General features: G+C 72.8%; 24 protein-coding genes and 2 pseudogenes. 24 read left to right on the top strand and 2 right to left on the bottom strand.

Annotation, left to right across the window (positions count from 1 at the left end):
- Positions 1–6 precede the first annotated feature (6 nt).
- A complete protein-coding gene (locus Phou_RS51565; RefSeq protein WP_218579425.1) occupies positions 7–462 on the top strand; it encodes an NAD(+)/NADH kinase in 456 nt (151 codons plus the stop codon).
- Complete coding sequence (locus Phou_RS51570) at positions 432–782, top strand: NAD(+)/NADH kinase (RefSeq protein WP_246274131.1); 351 nt, start codon at positions 432–434, stop codon at positions 780–782. Before Phou_RS51565 ends, Phou_RS51570 begins: the two co-directional genes overlap by 31 nt.
- Before the next feature lie 3 nt (positions 783–785).
- Here the strand turns inward: Phou_RS51570 and Phou_RS36335 are convergent, their stop codons facing one another.
- Positions 786–1,400: a TetR/AcrR family transcriptional regulator gene (locus Phou_RS36335; protein WP_218579426.1), complete on the bottom strand. Its 615-nt coding sequence runs from the start codon at positions 1,398–1,400 to the stop codon at positions 786–788.
- A 77-nt stretch (positions 1,401–1,477) separates the two neighbouring features.
- Between Phou_RS36335 and Phou_RS36340 the strand changes: the two genes are divergently transcribed.
- From Phou_RS36340 to Phou_RS36400, 13 genes are all read left to right on the top strand, one after another.
- Positions 1,478–2,092 (top strand): LUD domain-containing protein, encoded by a 615-nt coding sequence (locus Phou_RS36340; RefSeq protein WP_173065743.1) that lies wholly within the window; start codon positions 1,478–1,480, stop codon positions 2,090–2,092.
- 57 nt (positions 2,093–2,149) lie between these two features.
- A complete protein-coding gene (locus Phou_RS36345; protein ID WP_173065746.1) occupies positions 2,150–2,929 on the top strand; it encodes a GNAT family N-acetyltransferase in 780 nt (259 codons plus the stop codon).
- A 63-nt stretch (positions 2,930–2,992) separates the two neighbouring features.
- Positions 2,993–3,625: a response regulator transcription factor gene (locus Phou_RS36350; RefSeq protein WP_173065749.1), complete on the top strand. Its 633-nt coding sequence runs from the start codon at positions 2,993–2,995 to the stop codon at positions 3,623–3,625.
- A 74-nt stretch (positions 3,626–3,699) separates the two neighbouring features.
- Entirely contained in the window at positions 3,700–3,972 is a 273-nt protein-coding gene (locus Phou_RS36355; RefSeq protein WP_173065752.1) for a hypothetical protein, read from the top strand.
- Positions 3,973–4,196: 224 nt separating this feature from the next.
- On the top strand, positions 4,197–7,067 hold the full coding sequence (locus Phou_RS36360; protein WP_173065755.1) for an AfsR/SARP family transcriptional regulator: 2,871 nt from the start codon (positions 4,197–4,199) through the stop codon (positions 7,065–7,067).
- Positions 7,068–7,189: 122 nt separating this feature from the next.
- A complete protein-coding gene (locus Phou_RS36365; RefSeq protein ID WP_173065758.1) occupies positions 7,190–7,627 on the top strand; it encodes an Imm1 family immunity protein in 438 nt (145 codons plus the stop codon).
- Between the two features lie 30 nt (positions 7,628–7,657).
- Complete coding sequence (locus Phou_RS36370) at positions 7,658–7,912, top strand: hypothetical protein (protein WP_173065761.1); 255 nt, start codon at positions 7,658–7,660, stop codon at positions 7,910–7,912.
- A 177-nt stretch (positions 7,913–8,089) separates the two neighbouring features.
- Positions 8,090–8,284 (top strand): hypothetical protein, encoded by a 195-nt coding sequence (locus tag Phou_RS36375; RefSeq protein ID WP_173065764.1) that lies wholly within the window; start codon positions 8,090–8,092, stop codon positions 8,282–8,284.
- A gap of 64 nt (positions 8,285–8,348) precedes the next feature.
- Positions 8,349–9,233, top strand: a complete 885-nt coding sequence (locus Phou_RS36380) for a phosphotransferase (RefSeq protein WP_173068811.1) — start codon at positions 8,349–8,351, stop codon at positions 9,231–9,233.
- A 518-nt stretch (positions 9,234–9,751) separates the two neighbouring features.
- On the top strand, positions 9,752–10,939 hold the full coding sequence (locus Phou_RS36385; protein ID WP_173065767.1) for a sensor histidine kinase: 1,188 nt from the start codon (positions 9,752–9,754) through the stop codon (positions 10,937–10,939).
- Positions 10,932–12,113 carry a hypothetical protein gene (locus Phou_RS36390; protein WP_173065770.1) on the top strand — a complete coding sequence of 394 codons (1,182 nt, stop codon included), beginning with the start codon at positions 10,932–10,934 and terminating at the stop codon, positions 12,111–12,113. Before Phou_RS36385 ends, Phou_RS36390 begins: the two co-directional genes overlap by 8 nt.
- Complete coding sequence (locus Phou_RS36395) at positions 12,032–12,748, top strand: response regulator (protein WP_173065773.1); 717 nt, start codon at positions 12,032–12,034, stop codon at positions 12,746–12,748. The genes Phou_RS36390 and Phou_RS36395 overlap by 82 nt, the downstream gene beginning before the upstream one ends.
- Positions 12,749–12,991: 243 nt before the next feature.
- Positions 12,992–13,654 carry an RNA polymerase sigma factor gene (locus Phou_RS36400; RefSeq protein ID WP_173065776.1) on the top strand — a complete coding sequence of 221 codons (663 nt, stop codon included), beginning with the start codon at positions 12,992–12,994 and terminating at the stop codon, positions 13,652–13,654.
- Here Phou_RS36400 and Phou_RS36405 read toward each other — a convergent pair.
- A complete protein-coding gene (locus Phou_RS36405) occupies positions 13,651–13,866 on the bottom strand; it encodes a hypothetical protein (protein ID WP_173065779.1) in 216 nt (71 codons plus the stop codon). The two genes, Phou_RS36400 and Phou_RS36405, sit on opposite strands and share 4 nt — an antisense overlap.
- A 257-nt stretch (positions 13,867–14,123) precedes the next feature.
- On the opposite strand from Phou_RS36405, the gene Phou_RS36410 reads away from it, so the two are divergent.
- The 9 genes and pseudogenes from Phou_RS36410 to Phou_RS55830 form a co-directional block, all read left to right on the top strand.
- Positions 14,124–14,531 carry an acyl carrier protein gene (locus tag Phou_RS36410; protein ID WP_173065783.1) on the top strand — a complete coding sequence of 136 codons (408 nt, stop codon included), beginning with the start codon at positions 14,124–14,126 and terminating at the stop codon, positions 14,529–14,531.
- Between the two features lie 35 nt (positions 14,532–14,566).
- Positions 14,567–15,019 (top strand): hotdog family protein, encoded by a 453-nt coding sequence (locus Phou_RS36415; RefSeq protein ID WP_173068814.1) that lies wholly within the window; start codon positions 14,567–14,569, stop codon positions 15,017–15,019.
- Positions 15,016–16,797 (top strand): beta-ketoacyl-ACP synthase II, encoded by a 1,782-nt coding sequence (locus tag Phou_RS36420; RefSeq protein WP_173065786.1) that lies wholly within the window; start codon positions 15,016–15,018, stop codon positions 16,795–16,797. The genes Phou_RS36415 and Phou_RS36420 overlap by 4 nt, the downstream gene beginning before the upstream one ends.
- Positions 16,794–17,669, top strand: a complete 876-nt coding sequence (locus tag Phou_RS36425) for a beta-ketoacyl synthase N-terminal-like domain-containing protein (protein ID WP_218579428.1) — start codon at positions 16,794–16,796, stop codon at positions 17,667–17,669. The genes Phou_RS36420 and Phou_RS36425 overlap by 4 nt, the downstream gene beginning before the upstream one ends.
- The gene (locus tag Phou_RS51575) at positions 17,636–18,064 is read left to right on the top strand and encodes a beta-ketoacyl-[acyl-carrier-protein] synthase family protein (RefSeq protein WP_218579566.1); all 429 of its coding nucleotides are present in this window, start codon (positions 17,636–17,638) and stop codon (positions 18,062–18,064) included. Before Phou_RS36425 ends, Phou_RS51575 begins: the two co-directional genes overlap by 34 nt.
- A 37-nt stretch (positions 18,065–18,101) precedes the next feature.
- Positions 18,102–18,794 (top strand): annotated as a pseudogene (locus tag Phou_RS53555) (beta-ketoacyl synthase N-terminal-like domain-containing protein); the annotation flags it as partial.
- 140 nt (positions 18,795–18,934) lie between these two features.
- The gene (locus Phou_RS36430) at positions 18,935–20,443 is read left to right on the top strand and encodes a beta-ketoacyl synthase N-terminal-like domain-containing protein (RefSeq protein ID WP_371872246.1); all 1,509 of its coding nucleotides are present in this window, start codon (positions 18,935–18,937) and stop codon (positions 20,441–20,443) included.
- Positions 20,440–21,213 carry a 3-oxoacyl-ACP reductase FabG gene (gene fabG / locus Phou_RS36435; protein ID WP_173065792.1) on the top strand — a complete coding sequence of 258 codons (774 nt, stop codon included), beginning with the start codon at positions 20,440–20,442 and terminating at the stop codon, positions 21,211–21,213. Before Phou_RS36430 ends, fabG begins: the two co-directional genes overlap by 4 nt.
- A gap of 179 nt (positions 21,214–21,392) precedes the next feature.
- A pseudogene (locus tag Phou_RS55830) lies at positions 21,393–21,773 on the top strand (3-oxoacyl-ACP synthase); the annotation flags it as partial.
- Between the last annotated feature and the right edge of the window lie 129 nt (positions 21,774–21,902).

Genomic DNA, 21,902 nt, shown 5'->3' on the forward strand with positions numbered 1-21,902 from the left:
GCCGGGGTGGAGACGGTCGCGGCCGACGCGTTCGTGGACATGGTCGACGCGGTGGTCAGCCTCGGCGGCGACGGCACGATGCTGGGCGCGATGCGGCTGCTCGTGGGGCGGCGAATCCCGATCCTCGGGGTCAACCACGGCGACCTCGGCTTCCTCGTCGAAGTGCCGCCGGCCGGCCTTCCGGCGGCACTGGACCGCATGGTGGCCGGCGACTACGCCGTGGAGCCGCACAGCTGCCTGGACGTGGAGTCCGGCGGCCGGTCGTTCACCGCGTTCAACGACGTGGTGGTGACCGCCTCGGCGCAGCTGAAGTCCGCGGTGGTCGACCTGTTCGTCAACGGCGCCGCCCACGGCTACTACCGCGGTGACGCGGTCGTCGTCTGTACCCCATCGGGTCGACCGCCTACAACTACGCGGCCGGCGGCCCGGTCTTGTCGCCGTCCACCCCGTCGATCGCGCTGACCCCGGTGGCGCCGATGTCGGGGATCAGCCGGTCGGTGGTCTTCGGCGACAGCGACGACGTCGAGCTGCGCAACCCGGGCGACGGCGCCGCGCTGCGCTTCGTCGTCGACGGGACGGCGGCCGAGCCGCTCGACGCCGGTGCCGCCCTGCACCTGCGGCTTCGGCCGGACGCGGTCCACATCGTACGGTTCGACGCCGACCGCCACCTGCGCCGCAACCGGGTCAAGCTCAGCCTGCTCGACCTGCCGCTGCGCCCCGACCAGCTGCTCGACCTCGTGCCGCCACAGCTGCGCGAGCGGGCCGATCGGCTGCGGGGGTAGCGGTCACGGGCGGCAGACCCGGCGGATCAGGTCTTGCCAGCTCTCCGCCAGCTGCCGCTCCACCTGTGCGGACAGCGGCGCCTCCGCGGTCGGCTGCATGTACAGCAGCAGGGGCCCGTCGAGAGCGGCGGTGAGCTGGACCGACAGCAGGTCGAGGTCGGCCGGGCCGAGGTCGACCTGCGCCAGCAGCATCCGGATGTGGGTCTGCGACAGGGGAGTCTGCGCGCCGGCCGGGATCGGCTGGCGGCCGTCCAGCGCGGCCCTGGCGACCTCCTGGTGCTCCAGCAGGAAGCGGATCCGGGCCTGCCCGTAGGCGACCAACCTGTCGAACGCCGGCGCGCCCGGCCCCAGCGGCGGCGGCCCGGTCAGCACCCGCTCCTGGAAGGCCCGCTCGCCGTCGTCCAGCAGCGCCGCGAAGATGCCGGCCCGGGTGCCGAACCGGCGGAACACCGTGCCCTTGCCCAGCCCGGACCGCTCGGCGAGCGCGTCCATGGTGATCCGTTCCGCGCCCAGCTCGGCGAGCATCTCGCGGGCGGTCGCGATCAGGTGCTGCCGGTTGCGGGCCGCGTCGGCGCGCTCGGTCTGTGGCGCACCCCACGCCAGGTCGGTCCGTTTCACACTGCTCACCCTATCGACAGCCCACGGAAGCGGGGTAAAGTCCGTTTACGTCGGCGCTCTGTCATAGAGGAGAAACCATGACCACGGAACGCTTCACCACGCTGCCGGACGAGGCGACGCTCTCGGCGACCGTCGTCGCGCTGGAGGAGCACGGCTTCAGCGTCGAGGTCGTCGACGACCTCGAGGCCGCGCGCAAGGCGGCGCTGGCCCGCATCCCGCACGGCTCGACGGTGATGACCAACACCTCGGTCACGCTCGCCGAGACCGGCATCGAGGAGGCGGTCAACGGCGGCGGGCCGTACGAGTCGGCCCGCAACAAGATGCTCGCCCTCGACTACCAGACGCAGGTACAGCAGATGAAGGAGATCGCCGGCCAGCCCGACTACGCGCTGGGCAGCGTGCACGCGATCACCCGAGACGGCACGCTGGTGATCGCCTCCGCCTCCGGCAGCCAGCTCGCCTCGTACGCCTGGGGCGCGGCCAACGTGATCCTCGTGGCGGGCGCGCAGAAGCTGGTGCCCACGCTGGAAGCCGCCCGCGAGCGGCTCTACCAGCACTCGCTCAAGCTGGAGGACGCGCGGGCGCAGGCGGCGTACGGGCAGCACAGCTACATCGGCAAGGTCCTGGAGATCCACCAGGAACTGCCCGGCCGCGTCCACGTCATCCTGGTCCGCGAGGTCGTCGGCTTCTGACCACCCGGTCTACCGCGTGACGAGCGAGCGTCTATCGGGCCTCGCCATGCTGCCGGCGTGACGAACGCCGGTACCACGACCCAGTCGGTGAGCTCGATCTACGACGTCCACCCGCAGCTGGCCAACCTCCGCGCCTACAAGCTCGGATACGGCTGGGCCGGGCGGCTGGACGGCGTGGTCACGGCATACCGCAGCGGCGTGGACCACCCCATGTTCAACGGCATACTGCGGGTCGGGCCCGGCGGCTTGGACGCCGCGCTCGTCGAGGCCGGGCGACTCGACGGCCTGCCCTGGCTGTGGTGGGTCGGCGTGGACAGCTACCCCGAGCTCGCCGCCGACCTGCGCGGCCGCGGCGCGACCGAGGTGGGGCCGCTGGCGGTGATGGCGGTACACGTCGACCGGGTCACCGAGCTGCCCGGCCCGCCGGACCTGCTCATCGACGACGTGCGCGACCCCGGCGACCTGCGCGAGTGGGTCGCCGCCTGCGCGGACGTGTGCGGCATGGCGCCGGACCTGGTTGACCCGATGCTCGCGCGGGAGGCGGCGCACCCGGCCGGCGGGCGCACGCTGGCCCGGTTCGCCGGGCGGCTCGACGGGCGGATCGTCGGCACCGCCGCCCTGCTCGACGAGGCCGGCGTCGCGGGCATCCACACGGTCACCACCGCCGAGGCGTACCGCCGTCGCGGCGTCGCGGCCGCCCTCACCGGCGTCGCGTTGCGGATCACGCGATGGCGAGGGCTGAAGGTGGCCACCCTCCAGGCCAGCGACCCCGGCGCACGGGTGTACCGCGACATGGGATTCGAGCAGGTCGCCGAGTACCGCATGTTCCGGCTGTGACCGCACGACCACCGTCTATCGGGTGTTGATCCGTTGTCGACGCGGCCGGTGCTTGATGGATGGATGGAAGCCGTCGGGGTCGCGGTGCTCGCCGGCGACCAGCTCACCCGCGACGGGGTCGTGGCCGGCCTCGCATCCCATCCCGCCGTCGAGGTGCTCACCGGCGAGCGGCAGAGCGCGGCGCGGGTGCTGCTCGCGGTCGCTGACCAGGTCACCGACGAGGTGCTGGCCGGGATCGAACGCTTCGGGCGCGGCACCCGCCACCGCGAACCGGCCGTCGTCCTGGTCGCCAACGAGATCCGCGAGCACCACGTCCTGCGCGCGGTCGAGCTCGGCCTGGCGGCGCTGCTGCACCGCCGGGAGGCCGGCTTCGAGCAGATCACCCGCGCCGTCGTGGGCGCCGCGTCCGGGCGCGCCGAGCTGCCCGCGGCCGTCACCCGCCGCCTTCTGGAGCAACTGCGCACGGTACAGCGCGACGTGCTCGGCCCGCGCGGCCTGACGATCAGCGGCTTCACCGAACGCGAGCTTGAGGTGCTGCGCCTGCTCGCGGAGGGCCTGGACACGGGGGAGGTCGCGGTGAAGCTGAACTACTCCCAGCGCACCGTCAAGAACATCATCTACGGCGTGATGACGAGGTTCGGGCTGCGCAACCGCACACACGCGGTCGCGTACGCCATCCGCACCGGCGCCCTGTAGGACGCGCTGCGGTCGGCCGCTGCCCAGCGACCTGTATTGCCCCACTCCCTCACAATGCGGCCTGAGGTGATCACATGGAGAATCTTCTCTTCGTCGCGTTGATCGCGGGGGTCGTGGCGGTCGCCGCCGTTGTGGCGCGACGACCAGGACGGTCTGCCGTTCGCCGCCGGTACGACTACGACGTCGGGTTTGAGACCGAACCCCACGGCGACGGTGGACCGACGGCGGGCGCCACGTTCCATCAGCACGACGGCGGATTCGGCGGCGGCAGCGACGGTGGCGGGTTCAGCGGCGGGTTCAGCGGCGGAAGCGACGGCGGCGGAGGAGGAGGCGGCGGCGGGAGCTGAGCAGTTTCCGGCCCCTTTGTTGACGGTTGCCGGACCGGCTTCCGGTAGCACGCCGCCGTGAGTACTGCCGGTGGGGCATCGATCGATGGTCTGGGGGGCAGAAGGCCGCCACGGGTCCACGCCGGACGGTCGGACCCGGGTAGCATGGCGGGCCTCCGGGACTGGGCACGCGGGGGGCGTCCTTCCACGTCCGGATTCGACGGCAGATGCATTCGGGGGAATGCGTGGATGACCGTTTATGGTTCACGCTGCTCGGGCCGGTGGGGGCCCGCCGTGGACCGACGGAGCTTGAGCTCGGCTCGCCTCAGCAGCGAGCCGTGCTGGCCGCGTTGCTGCTCCAGGCCGGCATGCCGGTCTCGATCCAGCAGCTCATGGAGACGCTGTGGGACGATGACGCGCCCCGGTCGGCGGAGGCGACCATCCGGACGTATGTGTACCGGTTGCGTCGCGTCCTCACCCCGGTCGGTGCCGGCACGCCGGTGATCCGGTCGGCCGGCGCCGGTTATCTCGCGGACATCCGGCCGGAGGAGCTCGACCTGGCCACGTTCCGGCAGCTGATCGGCGCGGCCGAGGTGGCCCGGCGGGAGTCCGACACCGTTGGCGCGGCCGACCTGCTGCGCCGCGGCCTCGCGCTGTGGAACGGGGAGCCGCTCGCCGGGCTGCCCGGCCACCCGATGGAGCGGTACCGGGCCAACCTCGCCAAGCTGCGGCTCAACGCGCTGGAGGCGCTGCTGGCGGCGGAGATCGACCTGGGGGCGTACGTCTCGGCAGGCGACCAGCTCGCCTCTCTCGTGTCCGAGCACCCGCTGGACGAGCGCTTCCGCCGGCTGCTGATGCTCGCGCTGTGGCGCTCGGGGCAGCAGGCCGAGGCGCTCTCCGTGTACCAGGACGCGCGGGACGCGCTCGCGGCTGAGCTGGGCGTCGACCCGGGGCCGCAGCTGCAGGCCCTGCACCTGCAGATCCTGCGGGCGGACCCGCCAGTGCCGGCGCAGCGCTCCGCGCCGGAGCGCGAGGTCGAGCCGGTGGCCACGCTGACGCTCGCCCGCCAGCGGACGAGCCAGGCGACGCCCGCGCAGCTGCCGGCCGACCTGCCCGACTTCATCGGCCGCACGGCCGAGCTGGCTGGCCTCGACGCGCTGCTGCCGCCGGGGGACGCGCCCGCACCGGCGATGCTGATCAGCACCATCCACGGCATGGCCGGCACCGGCAAGACCGCGCTGGCCGTCCACTGGGGACACCGCATCGCCGGCCGCTTTCCGGACGGGCAGATCTACCTCAACCTGCGCGGCTTCCACCCGTCCGGCGTGGTGATGAGCCCGCTGGAGGCGCTCCGTGCGGTCTTCGACGCGCTCGGTGTCGACCCGCGGCAGCTGCCCGACGGGCTCGACGCGCAGGCCGCGCTGTACCGCAGCCTGATGGCCGGCCGCCGGATGCTGCTGCTGTTCGACAACGCGCGGGACGCCGACCAGGTGCGCCCGCTGCTGCCCGGTTCGCGTGGCTGCCTGGTGATCGTGACCAGCCGGCACCAGATGCCCAGCCTCGTGGCGATCGAGCAGGCCCGGCCGACGAAGCTGTGCGTGCTGCCCGACGACGACGCCCGGGCGTACCTGCGCAGCCGCCTCGGCACGCAGGTGGGAGCGGAGGACGACGCCGCGGTAGACAACGTTGTCCGTCTATGTGGTGGCCTCCCGCTCGCGTTGAGCCTCGTCGCCGCCCGCAGCGTGCTCAACCCGAACGGCTCGGTCGCCGCCCTCGCCGCCCAGCTCACGGCCGACCACGGCACGCTCGACTCCTTTGTGGACAACGATCCGGCGATCGACCTCAAGAGCATCTTCTCTTGGTCGTACGAGCGGCTCAGCCCCTTCGCCGCCCGCCTGCTGCGGCTGCTCGCGCTGCACCCGGGCCCGGACGTCGCGCCGGCCACCGTGGCGAGCCTCGCCGGCGCGCCGGTCCGCCAGGTCCGCGCGGGGCTCGACGAGCTGATGCACGCCAGCCTCGCCCGCGAGCCGTCGCCGGGACGGTACCTGCTGCACGACCTCGTCCGCGCGTACGCGGCGGAGCGGACCCAGGACACCGACCCCGAGCCGGAGCGGCGGGCCGCGCTGGCCCGGATGCTGGAGCACTACACGCGTACGGCGCGGGCGGCGGTACAGCTGCTCGACCCGCAGTGGGACCTCGAACCCGATCCGTCCACGGTGGACGGTGTGGCGCCGGTGGAGATCACGGACGCCGAGGCGGCCCGCACCTGGCTGACCGTCGAGCACCACTCGGCCATCGCCGCGGTGGAGCTGGCGGCCGAACACGAGCTCGACAACCACCTGGTCCGCCTGGCCGCCACGCTCTCCGACATCTTCCAGCGGCACGGGCACTGGCGCGACCAGGTGGCCATGCAGACCCTCGCGCTGGCCGCCGGGCGGCGGGTCGGCGACCTCGGCGTACGTGCCGCCGCGCACCGCAGCCTCGGCAGCGCGTACGCCCGCCTCAACCAGCTCGACGCCGCGCAGGAACACCTGCTCAGCTCGCTGGAGCTGTTCGAGGCGGTCGGCGACCGCGCCAACCAGGGGCGCAGCCACCGCGGCCTGGCCTACCTGCATGGCCAGCAGGGCAGGTACGACCTGGCGCTCGCCGCGAGCCAGCGGGCGCTGGAGCTGTACCGGGCGGCCGACGACGCGGGCGGCGTGGCCAGCGCGCTGAACGACACCGGCTGGTGCCACGCGATGCTCGGCGACTTCGGGCAGGCGCTGACGTACTGCCGGCAGGCGCTCGACGCGCTCAGCGAGCTCGGCATCTCCAACGCCGTGGCCAGCACCTGGGACAGCCTGGGCTTCATCCACGCCGGGCTGGGGGAGCGGCGCGAGGCGGTGGCGGCGTACACGCGGGCGGTGGAGATGTTCCTGGAGCTGGGCGACCGGTACAACGAGGCCGACGCCCTGGTCCACCTGGGTGACTGCCACCGCGAGCTGGGCGACGCGGCGGCCGCGCGGGAGGCGTGGCAGCGTGCGCTGCGGCTGCTCGACGTGCTCGGCCACGCCACCGCCCGCGAGGTCCGCGCGCGGCTGGACCAGGTCGCGCGCGAGGGCCTGGTGAGTCCTTAGGGCAGAGCTGCCGGTATCCGCGGGCCGGACTGGTATCAGCGCGTTGTGACGCCGCAGCACGCTCGACTTTACTGACGGTGCTCGACAAAATGTGAGTGCCGTTCGGAAAGGGCGTCCGATCGATGACTGCGCAGTACCTGGCCACCTGGGCCGACGGTCACCGTTACGACCTCGACCGCGCAGAGGACGTCGTTCCGCTCCTGGTGTCGATCCACGAAAGCCACAAGCCGGTGGTCGTCACGCTGGAGGCCCGGGTGGACGTGTGTGGCCGGCACGTCACCCGGGGACTCCACCTCGGCGTGGGGCACGAGAAGCGGGGCTTCGCCTTCCCGTACGGCCGCCCGACCACGGGCTACGCGGTCCACCGCGGGGTGCGCCCCTGGCACCGCGACCTGGCCTTCGACTTCGACGGCACGGCCACGCCGTTCCACCCGGCCGAGACCCGCATCACCCCGGAGCAGCTGCGCGCGCTCGCCCTGTCGTACCTGGCCAGTGGCGAGCCGCCGGACGCGGTCCGCTGGGGTGGCCCGCCAGCGCGCGCGAGGCGCCCGACCTCCTAGGGCGGGTGGAGTCGCGGCACCATGGGACACGTGCGCCCGTTTCCAGCCTCGGTCGAGGAACGTCTCTCAGGTCTTCCGGTTGAGTACGCGCGGTCCGCGCGGCACCTGCTGCCCCCGGTCGACGCGTTGATCATGGACCGTCAACATGATCGGCTCTATGAGCGGGTACTCCACGCCCTGCTCGACCTCGCCGATGGCGATGCGCACCAGCTCCAGGAGTACGTGGAGGCCGCGGAGCGGGACTGGCGAGATGTCCTCTGGTGGGCGGAGGAACCCGACCGCTGAGGGGGCGCGAGAGCGTCGAGGCACTGGTCGGACTCGGTAGCCGTTTGTGCGTGAACTGGGTCACCAGTGATCCACCCATTGGCATCGGTGGGGTGCGGAGGGTAATCGTGGAGGGTCCGCACGTGGCGCCCCGACCCTCAGGGGCGCGGCGTGCCCGACCCACGAGGAGGCTCTCCGATGACCGACATCCGCGCCGGCACCCAGACCGGCGTCCGCCGCTGCGACCTGTGCGACCGTCCGCTGCCGGCGCTGCACAAGAACGAGTACACGCCGGCGCGCGCCCGCCTGGTCGTCGAGCTGGGCGTGTGCATGTGCGCGCACGGCGAGCACGACGACGTCGAGGTGCCGGAGCGCGCACCGTCCCTGATCTAGGGCACCGGCGGCGAAAGTCGGTTGCCGGACGCGCGGGCGACCGGCGACGCTGCGACACGTGCGGATGCATGCCGATCAACTGACGATCTCGCTGGAGACGGTGCGGGAGCTGGTTGGGGACCAGTTTCCGCGGTGGCGTGACCTGCCGGTCCGTGCGTTGCCGTCCAGCGGCACCGTCAACGCGATCTTCCGGATCGGCGAGCGGCTGGCGGCGCGGTTTCCGCTGGAGCCCGGCGACGTCGGCGCCAAGCGGGCGTGGCTCGCGGCCGAGGCGGAGGCGGCCGCCGAGCTGGCCGGGCGCACCCGCTTTCCCACGCCCGAGCCGGTCGCGCTCGGCGAGCCCGGCCGCGGGTACCCGCTGCCGTGGTCCGTCCAGACCTGGCTGCCGGGCGTGGTGGCGACCGACGACGACCCGGGGGAGTCGGTGGGGTTCGCGGAGGACCTGGCCGCGTTCATCGCCGACGTGCGGGCGATCGACACCCGCGGCCGGACCTTCCGCGGCGGCGGCCGGGGCGGCGAGCTGCCCACCCACGACGGGTGGATGGACACCTGCTTCCGGCACAGCGAGGGCCTGCTCGACGTGCCCCGCCTGCGGCGGATGTGGTCGGACCTGCGCACGCTGCCCCGCGGTGCCGCACCGGACGTGATGAGCCACACCGACCTCATCCCCGGCAACATCCTGGTCGCCGCCGGCCGCCTCGCCGGCGTGCTGGACGTCGGCGGCTTCGGCCCGGCCGACCCCGCGCTCGACCTGGTGGGCGCCTGGCACCTGCTCGAGGCCGGGCCGCGGCACGCCCTCCGCACCCACCTGGGCCCCACCGACCTGGAGTGGGAGCGCGGCAAGGCGTGGGCGTTCGTGCAGGCGATGGGGACCGTCTGGTACTACCGCGAGACCAACCCCACCATGAGTCGCATGGGCCAGCGCACGCTCGCCCGCATCCTCGCCTGAACCCCACCCGCGTCCGCGGGCCGCCGGCTGCGGCGAAGGCCGAGCCGGAGCTGGCCGCCCTCGACCGCCTCTGCGCCCGCCGCGATGACGTCGCCACCGCGGACGACCCGGACGTGCCGTCGGAGATCCGCCATAGCCATACGCGCCACCGACAATGGCGAGCGCCCCAGCGATTACGGAAAGTACCGGCTGGTAGTAGCGATGTACGGCCTCGGACGAACGGATGAACCCGGTCGGGTCAGCGCCGTCCAACGAGAGTCCACTCTGGACCGGGACCAGGTCGAACATCGGCGAGGAGGTCCTGCCGTCCGGATCGGTCACGGTCGCCGTCGGTGACCCGCAGGCCTCCGGCATGGTGACGGCCACAACCCGTCACCCCGCGGCGCAGCCCCGGCGTTCCGGCGCGCGTGCGCTGTTCCCTGAACGCGGGTCATGCGTGCGTCCGCTTCCGTCGATACGATCAGCGAAGTTCGACACCCCAGGCTGGTCTTCACGCCACTCGAATGTGGGTCTTATAAATGGGATTCGTCGCCTTCCGCGGCTTCGGAGCCGACGACGCGCTGGCGACCCTCGCCAGCATGGGCGTCCGCCGGATGCTGACACCGCTCATGGTGACGGTGCGGCTGTCGAGCGGGGTTGTGGGCGCCGTGGTGGCCATGGTCGGCCTCGCGCCGCCGGCCCGCCCCGGTTGGGTGATCGCCGGCAGCCTGGGGATCCTGCTGTGGAGCGGGCTGTTCGCGCTCCAGATGTTACGCCGCGGCCCGTCGCCGCTGCTGACGTGCGCTGATGTCCTCGTGGTCATGCTGCTCCTGCTCGCGCACCCGTGGCTCGTCCCGGCGGAGGTACGGGCGGTCAGCGCCGGCACCGGCTGGGTTGACATCATCGCCGGCGCCAGCGTGTGGATCGCGCAGTTCGGGCTCCGGCAGCCGTTCGGTCTGGCGGTTGGCTTCCTCGTCGCCGCGGCCTACGCGGTCGGCGACGGCCAGGTGCGCGAAGCACCGCTACATCTGGCCGTCGGGGCCGTGCTCGCCGCCGGCCTCGTGACGGCGCTCCGCCGCAGCGCGGACACCGCGGACGCTGTGCTGGCGGACGCGGCCGACCGCCGTCACGCGGCGATCGTCCGGGCCGCCGTCCGCTCCGACGAGCGCGACCACCAGCGGCACCTGCACGACACGGTGCTGGCCACGCTGACCATGGTGCACACCGGTGGCATCGCCAGCGAATCCACAGCGCTGCGCGAATGCGCCGCCGCCGACCTGGCCGTCATCGAAGGGCTGCGGGCCCGTCCGGCGAGCGCGGACGAGCCGGGGCGACCGATGGTGCGCCTGGACCTGATGCTGCGCTTCGGCACGGTACGGCCGCAGCTCGGCGGTACGCCGCTCGACGTGTCGACCGACATCTCGCCCGTGGAGCTGCCGGCCGACGTGGCGACCGCGATGGCGCAGTGCGTCGCCGAGGCGCTCACCAACGTCGCCCGGCACGCCGACACGGGCGAGGCACACCTGGCCGCGCGGGCGCACGACGACGGTGTCAGCGTCACCGTCAGCGACAACGGTGTGGGATTCGACATCACCGCCGTCCCGCCCCACCGCCGGGGGGTGCGGGAGTCCATCGAAGGTCGCATGCGTTCCATCGGTGGCTCGGCCAGGGTGCGGTCAGGTTCGGGCACCGGCACCCGGGTGGTCCTGCGGTGGCCGGATGGCTAGCCCGCCGGCGGGCGACTCCGTGGCCGCCCGGTACGCCGCTGCCATGCGGGTCGGCGTCGTCGCGATCATGCTGGTCTGGCACTTCTGCTATGACGTATTGATCATCGTTCGGAGCTGGTCGGAGTACACCTCACGCCCGGCCGCGGTGGGCGCCTGGTTGATCGTCTCCGTCGTGCAGGTCGTCGGGTCGGTCCTTCTGCTGCGCGGCTCGGGCGCCGCCGCCCACGTCGACCGCCTGCTCGCCGCCGCGGCGGTCGGCGCAAGCGTTCTCGCGATCTTCTCCTACCCACCGGGTCAGGCACTGAGCGACTTGAGCTGGGCATGGAACACGGTCGGCTGGTGCGGGGTGCTGCTGCTGATGCACCGGCCGCTGTGGGAGCTGGTCGTCATGCAGGCCGCGAACGCCGCGATCACGGTCGTCGCGGTCGCCGCCGACGGTTCGCTCGACCGCGTCATGACTGGACGACTTGTCATTGTCGGCTACGCCACCGTGGGAGTGCAGATGCTGTTCGCCGTGGTCAGTCACCATCTGAACGGCGTTGCCCGGCGGGCGACCGAGCTGACCCTGGCTCGGGCGGACCACCAGGCCCGCGCCGCGATCGACGAGGCGGTGCACGCCGAGCGGCAACGCCGCTACCGCGAGGTCCGGGAGCGGATCGAGCCGATCGTGCGGGGCCTGGCTGACGGGACGCTTGACCCGGTCGCCCCGGAGGTGCGGCGGATCGCCGGGGTGGAGGCGGCGCGGCTGCGACGGCTCTTCGCCGAGACCGACGACTCGGCCGATCCACTGCTGCACGAGCTGCGTGCCTGCACGGACCTGGCCGAACGGCGCGGCGTGGAGGTCACGTTCTTCAACTGCGGCCGGCTGCCCGAGGTACCCACGGTGGCCCGGCGCTATCTCACCGAGGTGGTCCTGCTCGTCCTCGCCTCGGCCGTGAGCCGGGCCCGGCTGACTGTCGTGGCCGACGCCGCCGAAGTGATCGTGAGCGTGATCGCCGACGCTCCCGCCGATGTGCTGGACGACCTGCGGGAGGTCCTGCCCGTGTCGGTCGTCCACGATCAGGACGCGAACCAGTTGTGGGTGGAGGTCCGATGGCGAAAACCGCCGAACCTGTCCGGGTCAGCATCATCGACGACCACCCGGTCGTCATTGAGGGGATCCGCGCCTGGCTGAGCGTGGAGCCCCGGGTCCACATAGAACACGTGGGGCACCGGGTGCCGCCCTACAGGTCCGAGGTCGACGTGGTCATCATCGACCTGAACCTGGACGGGCGCCTGGTGGTCGACGACATCGCGGCGCTGGCCGAGGTGGGGCAGCGCGTCATCGCGTTCTCCCAGTTCACCGAGGAGGAGCTGGTGCTGTCCACATTGGACGCCGGCGCGTACGCGTTCGTCGCCAAGAGCGAGGGGGCGGACCACCTCTTGACGACGGTCTTCGCGGTCGCCGAGGGCCGGCCGTACGTCACGCCGACGGCGGCCGGGGTCCTTGCCAGCGATCGGCGCCCGGACGCTCCGATCCTGTCCGAGCGCGAACGCACCGCGCTGTTGTGGTGGTTCCAGTCGATGTCCAAGGCGTCCGTCGCCAGCCGTATGGGCATCTCGCCGCACACCGTCGACATGTACATCCGGCGAGCGCGGCTCAAGTACGCACAGGTGGGCCGAGCGGCTCCGACCAAAGCCGACATGTTGGTGCGGGCGATCGAGGACGGACTTGTCACGGCGGACGAGATCGCCGAGGGCTGCCCGACACCGGTCCCACCGGTCGGGGTCGCTCGGCGCGACCGTCTGCGGAATCTGGCCGTGCGCTGAAGTCATCGGGAGGATTCGCCTTCACCTCCCGATCAACGACACGACGCTCGCGGGTGAGGGGGAAAGGGTATTCGTTAACGCGAGTCTTTTCGGCGACCATCAGCATGGCTGTTCGGCATGAGGGGCAATAGTTGCCGCATCAAATGCTGGTCGCGTTTTAGAGGGCGCACGGCGCATCTGGACGAAAGGTCTCTTTCGCACGAGGGACGCGTACTTCTTTCACATTGGATTCGGGGAGGCTTTGTGGAGAGGGTAGGAAACACCGAGTTGCTGGTGCGGGACTGCCGGACCGGCGACGAGCGTGCGTGGGCGACGCTGGTGCGGCGGTTCGCGCCGCTGGTCGGAGCCATCGCCCGGTCGTACGGGCTCAATGCGGCCGACTGCGAGGACGTCAGCCAGGCCACCTGGGTGCGCCTGTGGCGCGGGCTCGACGGGCTCCGCCAACCGGAGTTGCTCACCGAGTGGCTGTCCATGGTCGCCCGGCGCGAGGCACTGCGCCACGTCGGCGCGAAGCAGCCGCCCGCGCCCACCGGAGACCTCGTGCTGTTGGAGCGGGGCCGGCACGAGGTGTCGGCCGAGGAAGTGGTCGTCTCGCGCGAGTTCGCGACGCGGCTGCGTGCTGCGTTCCGGTCACTGCCGGCGCAGTGCCAGCACCTGCTGGCGCTGCTGGTCGAAGGGCGGAGCTACGCCGAGGTCAGCGACGCGATGGGGCTGGCGGCCGGCTCGGTCGGCCCGGTGCGTTCACGCTGCCTGGAGCGGCTGCGGCAGGCCCTCGGAGAGCTCGATGCCGCCGCTGGCGAGTCGCGGTGCCGGACACCGTCCGGCGCGCCCTCCCAGAGCAGGCCCGGGTGTGTCCGGCACCTGGACCAGGTCCGGAGTCTTGGCCCGCGACGCGCGGTGAGCTAGCCCCCACTCGCCGACTCTTCGCCGGGCATGCCCGCCGCCGGCTCGCCGGAGCGGGCTGCCGCCGGCCCGCCGGGTGTCTCCCCGCACCGTCGTGGCGGCATGGTCCGTGGGATGTCCACGGCCAGTGCGACCTCGGGTCCGTTCACGGCTCCGCCGAGCGCCCGGCGTAGCTCCTCGAGGAGCATGTCGTCGGGTATCTCGTCCGCCTCCATGCGCTGCCCTCCCGACCGCGGATCGGTAGTCCCAGTGGCGGGTTTCGTACCGTTCGGATTCATGTTAAGCGAATGTTACCGGCCTGGCCAATGCCGCTGCGATTCCGTGCTCGAGCCATTCGGTGATCCGGAACGTGCCCGGCGCAATTTCGTCGAGAAAATCTCGCCGACCCTGTACGAATCGCGGCTCGGCCAGGGTCATCTATGCGAGGTCGTCAAAAGCGCATTCACCGATGCCTTAGAGAAGGAGGCCACCAATGGCCGTCACGCGCGAAGTTGTCGTGGAAGCCGTAAACGCGGCGATGGTCGACGCACTCGGCGTCGAACCCGAGGAGGTGCTCCTCGATGCGACGCTCCTCGGTGACCTTGGCGCCGAGTCCATCGATCTGCTGGACATCCTGTTTCGGCTCGAGCGGACCCTCGGCATCAAGGTGACCGCGGGCGATCTCGCCAACCACATCCAGGGCGAGTACACCGAGGAGGAGTTCGGCACCCCCGAGGGCGTGGTCTCCGACCTCGGGCTCACCCAGCTGAAGAAGGTCATGCCGCAGATCGCCGTCGACGACCTGCGGGGCAAGCTGCCCGCCGAGGAGGTCATGGGCCTGTTCACGGTCGGCAACCTGGTCGACTTGATCCTCGCCCGCCACGCTGCGCCGGTTGGCTGACCATGGGGATCGCCGCCGGAAGCGGAGGCTCCGTGATGCGGTTCCACCTGACCGACCGGATCCTCGGCCACGTCCCCGACGAGTCGATACGCACCCGCAAGGTCACGTCCCGGCTGGAGACCTACTGGCGCGATTCGGCCGGCGGGCCGGTGATGCCGCCGGCGCTGGTCCTGGAGGCCCTGTGCCAGGCCGGCGCGTGGCTGGTCATGCTCAGCACCGGGGTGCGCCGGCGGGCCGCTCTGCTGTCCGTCGCCGAAGTCGAGGTCACCGGCCCGGTGCGCCCGGGCGACGTGCTGGATGTGGACGCCTGGGTCGAGTCGATGTCCGACGAGGCCGCGGTGATGTCGGGTGTGGCCACCGTCGACGGCCGGGTGGTGCTGCGCGCCACCGACGTGATGTGTGCCCTGGTCGACGTCGCGCAGCTCGACGACCCGGAGGTGACCCGGCTCCAGCTGGACCGGCTCGTGGGGCAGGGAGGGCCGCGGTGAGGCGGGTCGTCGTCACCGGCATCGGCGCCGTCACCCCGCTGGGTAACAACGCGCCCAGCACCTGGCGTTCGCTGATGGCCGGGCGCAGCGGCGTACGCGAGATCGCGACGTTCGATGCGAGCACCTTTCCGGTCCGCATCGCCGGGCAGGTGGAGGGGTTCTCAGTCGCCGAGGCGGTGCCGGACCGCCGCGACCGGCGGCACCTGTCCCGCTCCGCCGGATACGGCGTCGCCGCCGCGCTGGAGGCGCTGCGCCAGGCGGGGGACCTGGACGGCACCGACCCGTGGCGGCGCGGGGTCTCGGTCGGCGGTACGGTCGGCCGCGTCGAGCTCCAGGAGCTGGCCGACATGTCCTGGTTGCTCGAGTCCACCAAGCACAGCCAGATCTTCCGCCAGTCGCCGAACGAGGTCCTCGCGCGCGACCAGAATGTCGGCCCCGCCGTCATCGCCCGGCTCGGCGACTGCCGCGGCCCGTACGTCAGCGTCAGCACCGCGTGTGCCGGCGCCGGACACGCGATCGGCGAGGCGTACCGGCTGGTGCAGGAAGGCGACGCCGACATGATGGTCGCCGGTGGCACCGACGCGCTGACCACCTGGATGGACGTGCTCGGCTTCTGCCTCCTCGGCGCGCTCACCGCGGACGACGCCGACGCGCCCGAGCGGGCCTCCAAGCCGTTTGACGCCCGGCGTTCCGGCTTCGTGCTGGGCGAGGGGGCGGTGATGGCCGTCCTGGAGGAGCGCGACCACGCGCTGGCCCGAGGCGCGGCTGCCCTCGGCGAGCTGGTCGGCTACGGCTCGAGTCTCAACGCGTACCGGATCACCGACTCACCACCCGATGGAGGTGGCTGCATCATCGCCATGCGCGAGGCGCTCGCCGAGTCCGGGCTCCGGCCCACCGACATCGACTACGTGGTCAGCCACGGCACCGGGACGCCCGGCAACGACAGCAGCGAGACCGTCGCGATCAAGGAGGTCTTCGGCGCGCACGCCTACGACCTGGCGATCAGCTCACCGAAGTCGATGGCCGGGCACCTGACCTCCGCGGCCGCCGGGCTCAACCTGCTCGCCGCGCTGGGCGCCATTGCCGACCAGGTGGTACCGCCGACCATCAACCTCACCCACCCCGACCCGAGGCTCGACCTCGACTACGTGCCGGGCGTCGCGCGGCGCCAGCCGGTCCGCGCCGCGATGGTCAACGCGTTCGCGTTCGGCGGCACCAACGCCTGCCTGGTGGTACGCACGCCCGAGCCGGCCGGACCGGCTGGCCTGGGCGCCGCCGTCGCGGAAGAGCCGTTACCGGCACCCACCGCCGCCGCGCCGCCGCCACCGGCGCCCGCCGTATCCGTCGAGCAGCTGCTGCGCGCCGCCGAGCGCGGCGGCCTCGACCGGCTGCTGGACCTCGCCCCCGGCCAGGCCGGCACCGCCGTCCGCAACGTCCCGGCGACGTGGCCGCTGCTGGCCACTCACTTCCCGCGCAAGCCCGTGATGCCCGGCGTGCTCATCCTGGACGACCTCGCCACCCTCGCCGGGCTTGTCGCGGACGCCGCCACGACCGGACCCGATCGCGGCGACTGGTCGCTGACCGGCGCCCGCCGGGTGCGCTGGCGCCACTTCGTCCAGCCCGGAGACTGCGTCGAGCTGACCGTCGTCCGGCTGGGCGGCGCCGAAGGCGACCCCGCGTTCAGCGGCACCGTACGCGTGGACGGCCGGACCGTCGCCACCGTCGCCGAGCTTCGCGTGCGGTGGACACGGTGGGCTCCCGCCGGGGTGGTCCGATGAACCGCGTCGCGGTCACCGGCATCGGACTGCTCACCCCGGTCGGCACCGGCGTCGCGCCGACCTGGCAGGCGATGCTGGCCGGCCGCACCGGCATCGGATACCTCAAGGGGTTCGACCCGACCTGCCTGAACACCCGGTTCGGTGCGGAGCTCAGGGACTTCGACCCCGGGCTGTTCGCCTCCCGGCGCACTCTGCGCAGCACCACCCGGGAGGACCAGCTCGCGCTCGCCGGCGTACAGCTCGCGGTGGAGGACAGCGGCCTGGACCTGAACACGGCGGACGTCAGCCGGTTGGGGGTGTTCCTCGGCGGAAACAAGGACATCTCCCGGCCACAGCACCTCATCGACGGCGCGTTGGCGGTCCGCGACGAGCGGGGCCGAGCCGAGGAGCGGGTGCTCGGAGAGCGGATGGAGTCGAGCTTCTACCCCCTGTTCTACGTCGAAGGCCTGCAGGCGGCGTCGCTGTTCCACGTCTCCCAGCGATACCGGGCGATGGGCGCCAACGCCTACTTCCACGGCACGGCCGACGCCGGTGCCACGGCGATAGCGCGGGCGTACCGCTCCGTGCGGCGAGGCGAGTCCACAGTGGCCATCTGCGGCGGCTTCGACTCCGGCGTCTCCTTCTGGGCCATGTCCAAGATGGACGGTCTCGGCGTGCTGACCGACCGCAACGACCTCGGCGAGCGCGCATTCCGCCCGTACGACCGCGAGCGCAGCGGATCGCTGCTCGGGAGGGGGCGGCGATGCTCGTCCTGGAGGAGTACAGTGCGGCCCGCCGCCGCGGCGCCCGGATCTACGCCGAGCTGGCCGGCGCGGGCAGCGCGTTCGACGTCGGTGCGATGGTCACCCCGGAACGCGACGGTGAGGCGCTGACCGCGGCCATCGTCGCGGCCATGCGTGACGCGCGGTTCCCCTCCGGCGGACCCGACTACGTGGCCACCCACGGGTGCGCCACGGTGCTCGGCGACGCCAGCGAGCACGCCGGGCTGCGCGCCGCGCTCGGCGCCGGGGCCGACACGGTCGCCAGCAGTGTGAAGCCAGCGGTCGGCCACCTCGTCGCCGCGGCCGGCGCGGTCAACGTGGCGGTGGCGGCGCTCGCGGTCCGCGAGGACGTCGTGCCGCCGACGCTGAACCTCGAAGACCCGGACCCGCGTTGCGCGTTCGACTGGGTTCCCGGCCAGGCCCGCCAGATTCCGGTACGGCGGGCGCTCGCGCTCGCCCGGGGCCTGCACGGGCAGAACGTCGCGTTGGCGCTCGCGGGCGTCTGACGGCACGCAGGAGCGAATGGGGGATGAGGGGACTGTGATGCAGCACCACGACGTGGCCATCGTTGCCGCCGGGGCAGTCACCGCGCAGGGGCGGGGCGCGTCCTCGCTGTGGGACGGCGCCCGCGCCGGCCGGGTGGCGATCCGCCCGGTGACCGGGCTCGACATGTCCGGGTACGGCACCAAGCTCGCCGGCGAGGTGACCGACCTGGAGGAGGCGCCACACGCGTACCGCCGGCCGGAGGGTTTCCGGGAGCGCGTCGTCGAGCTCGCGCTGCATGCCGCCGCCGAGGCGCTGGATGAGGCCCCGGCCCTGGTGGCGGCGGCCGGCGGCGAGCGTGCCGGGGTCGTCTTCGGCACCTGCAACGCCGGGCTGATCGCCGGCCGCGAGTGGCTGGCCGCCCTGGAACGCGACGATCGGCCGGACCCACTGCTGGCCACACTCGTACCGCCGCAGGCGACCGCGGAGGCGCTGGCCGGCGCGTTCGGCCTGGGCGGTCCGGTGCTGTCGGTGAACACGGCGTGCGCCTCGGGCGCCAACGCGATCGGCTGGGCCGCCGACCTGATCCGCACCGGCCGGGCCGACCTGATGCTCGCGGGCGGCGCGGACGCCCTCTCCGACGTCTGCTTCGCCGGATTCAGCTCGCTGGAGGCGCTGGCCAGCGAGCCGGCGCGGCCGTACTCGCGGGGGCGTCAAGGGCTGTCGCTCGGCGAGGGTGGTGTGTTCCTGCTGCTGGCCCGCGCCGACCTGGCCGCGGCGCACGGTCCGGCGCCGATCGCGTACGTGGCCGGCTACGGCCTGTCCGCCGACGGTTACCACCCGACCGCCCGCGGCCCGACGGCAGCGGCGCGGCTCGGGCGATCCGGACCGCCATGCGCCTGGCCGGCGTGGCCCCCGCCGATGTGGGCTACCTCAACGGCCACGGCACCGGCACCGACAAGAACGACCCGGCCGAGACAAAGGCGATCCGGCTCGCGCTCGGCGAGGCCGCCAACGGTTTGGCGGTGAGCAGCACCAAGTCCGTCATCGGCCACCTGCTCGGCGCCGCCGGCGCGGCGGAGGCCCTGGTCACCGCGCGCGCCCTCGCCTGCGGCGTCGCTCCGCCGACCGCCTCCTACCTCGGCCCTGACCGCGACTGCGACCTGGACTACGTGCCGATCGACGCGCGGCCGGTCCGCACCGACGTGGCGCTCTCCAACAACTTCGCGTTCGGTGGGTCCAACGCCTGCCTGGCGCTGACCCGGGCCGGTTCGGGGCGGCGGCCGCCTGCGCCTGACCTGGACGCGGTGGTGGTCACCGGCCTGGCGGTGCTCGGTCCGGCCGGCGACGGGGTCGCCGCGGCCCAGGAGGCGGTGTCGCGCAAGGCGCCGCTGACCGGCGAGGTGGCCGGGGTCCGGGTCGGCACGATGGCGCTCGACCCGGAGCCGTACCTGAGCCGCAAGGCGCGGCGGCGCATGGACCGGCTCACCGTGGCCAGCATCGTCGCGTCGGCGAAGGCCCTCGCGGACGCGAAGCTGCCGTCCGGGGCGGATGTGGAGTCGCCGGCCGGCATCGTCTTCGGCACCGGCGCCGGCCCGGTGGAGGCGATGGCACGGTTCACCCGGCCACTGCTGGCCGAAGGCGCGGCGGCCGCCGATCCCGGCTGGTTTCCCAACACCGTCTACAACCAGGCCGCCGGCCAGGTCGCCCAGCATCTGGGCCTGCGCGGCCCGACGTCCACGGTGAGCACCGGTCACGCCTCGGGCGCCACCGCGCTGGCCTACGGCTACGACCTGCTGCGGCTCGGGCACTGCGAGGCGCTGGTGTGCACCGCCACCGACATCGTCGACGACTTGGTCGTACGGGCCTACCGGGACCTCGGGCTGCTCTCCCTGACGCCCGGCGACCACCGGTTGCCTCTGGCCGAGGGCAGCGTCGCCGTGGTGCTGGAGCGCCGCCGGCACGCCCAGGCACGCAGCGCGCGCGTTCTCGCCGAGATCACCGGGTACGGCGCCGCCACCCACGTCGTACCCGGTGTGGACTGGGACCGGGACGGCGTCGCCACCGGCCGGGCGATGCGCGCCGCACTCGCCGACGGGGGTGCCGAGCCGGCCGACGTGTCGGCGCTGTGGCTGGCCGCGGCCGGGCTCAGCGTCGCCGACCAGGCCGAGCGGCGGGCGGCGCAGGCGCTGTTCGGCGACCGGATGCCGGCGCGGCACGCGCCCAAGTCCGTGCTTGGTGAGCCACTCGGGGCGAGCGGCGCGCTCTGCTTCGCGCTCGCCGCCGCCGATCTCGCCACGGCCGACCCGGACACCGGCCCCGCGCTGGTCAACTCCATGTCGCTGGGCGGCGCCAGCGTCTCCCTACTGCTTCGCACGGCAACCCACGAGGAGGTTCGATGAAGCTGACCGAGCGCGTCGCGCTCGTCACCGGTGCGTCCCGCGGCATTGGCCGCTCCACGGCGCTGGCCCTCGCGGCGGACGGTGCCACAGTGGCGGTGAACTACCGCGCCGGCAAGGACTCCGCCCACGAAGTGGTCGAGGCGATCGAGGCAGCCGGTGGCCGGGCCGCGGCCTTCGCCGCCGACGTGTCCGTGTACGAGGAGGCGCGCGGGTTGGTGCAGGAGGTCATCGAGGCGTTCGGCGACCTGCACATCCTGGTCAACAACGCGGGCATCGCCAAGGACGCGCTGATCTACCACATGGAGCCGGAGGACTGGCTCGACGTCATGAAGGTCAACTTCGGGGGCACGTTCAACTGCACCAAGAGCGTCCTGGAGCACTTCATGGTCACCCGCGACGGGGTCATCGTGAACGTCTCCTCGGTGATGGGTGAGCGGGGCTGGACCGGCGAGTCGAACTACGCCGCGTCCAAGGGCGCGATCGACGCCTTCACCCGGGCCAGCGCCGTCGAGCTGGCCCGGTTCGGCATCCGGGTCAACGCGGTGCTGCCCGGCTTCGTCCCCACCGACCTGGTGGCCGGGCTGTCCGAGGGCGAGGCGGCCAAGCACATGAAGCGCCAGATCCCGATGCGCCGCTTCGCGATGGTGGAGGAGGTCGCCGGGGCGATCCGCTTCCTCTCCGGACCGGAGTCCAACTACCTCACCGGCGTCCTGCTCAATGTGGACGGTGGCGGCATGGCCGGCCTGGGCCTCGGGCGGTCGAAGTGGTGAGCGCCGGCGTGCGGGTGGTGGGCGTCGGCAGCCACCTGCCGGGCGAGCCGATCAGCAGCGCGCGGGTCGAGGAGCTGGTCGGCCCGCTGCCGGACGAGGTCGCGCGGGACATCTGCGTCGAATCGCGGCACTGGCTGATCGACCCGTCCACCGGCGAGCATCTGGACAGCAACTCGGGTATGTGCGAGAAGGCGGGCCGGGCGGCGCTGCGTGCGGCCGGGCTCACGGCCGACGACATCGACCTGCTGCTGGTTGCCACCGCGACCCCGGAGTTTCCACTGCCGCCCACCGTCAACCTGGTCCAGGATCGGCTCGGCGCCGGCCGGTGCGCCACCATCGAGCTCCGTTCGGCCGGCGCCGGCGCGGTGCAGGCGATGGAGATCGCCCGGCTGTACCTGAGCACTGGCGCCTACCGCACCGCGCTGGTCATTGGCAGCGAGGCAAGCTCGCCCGCGCTCGCGCCGATCTTCCTCGGCGTACCGCCGCAGAAGGTCCGGATCCGCGAGCGCATCCCGGCCTTCATGTTCGGCGACGGCGCCGGCGCCGTGGTCCTGCGCCGGGACGACAGCGGTCCCGGCGGGCTGCTCGGCGGGGCCACCAGCGCGGTCGGACCCGGTCGGGCACCCGGCATCAAGGTGGTCGGCGGCGGCACGCACGCCCCATCCACCGGCAGCAGGCGGCCAAGCGGC

This window comes from Phytohabitans houttuyneae, assembly GCF_011764425.1.
In the GTDB taxonomy this organism is placed as follows: Bacteria; Actinomycetota; Actinomycetes; order Mycobacteriales; family Micromonosporaceae; genus Phytohabitans; species Phytohabitans houttuyneae.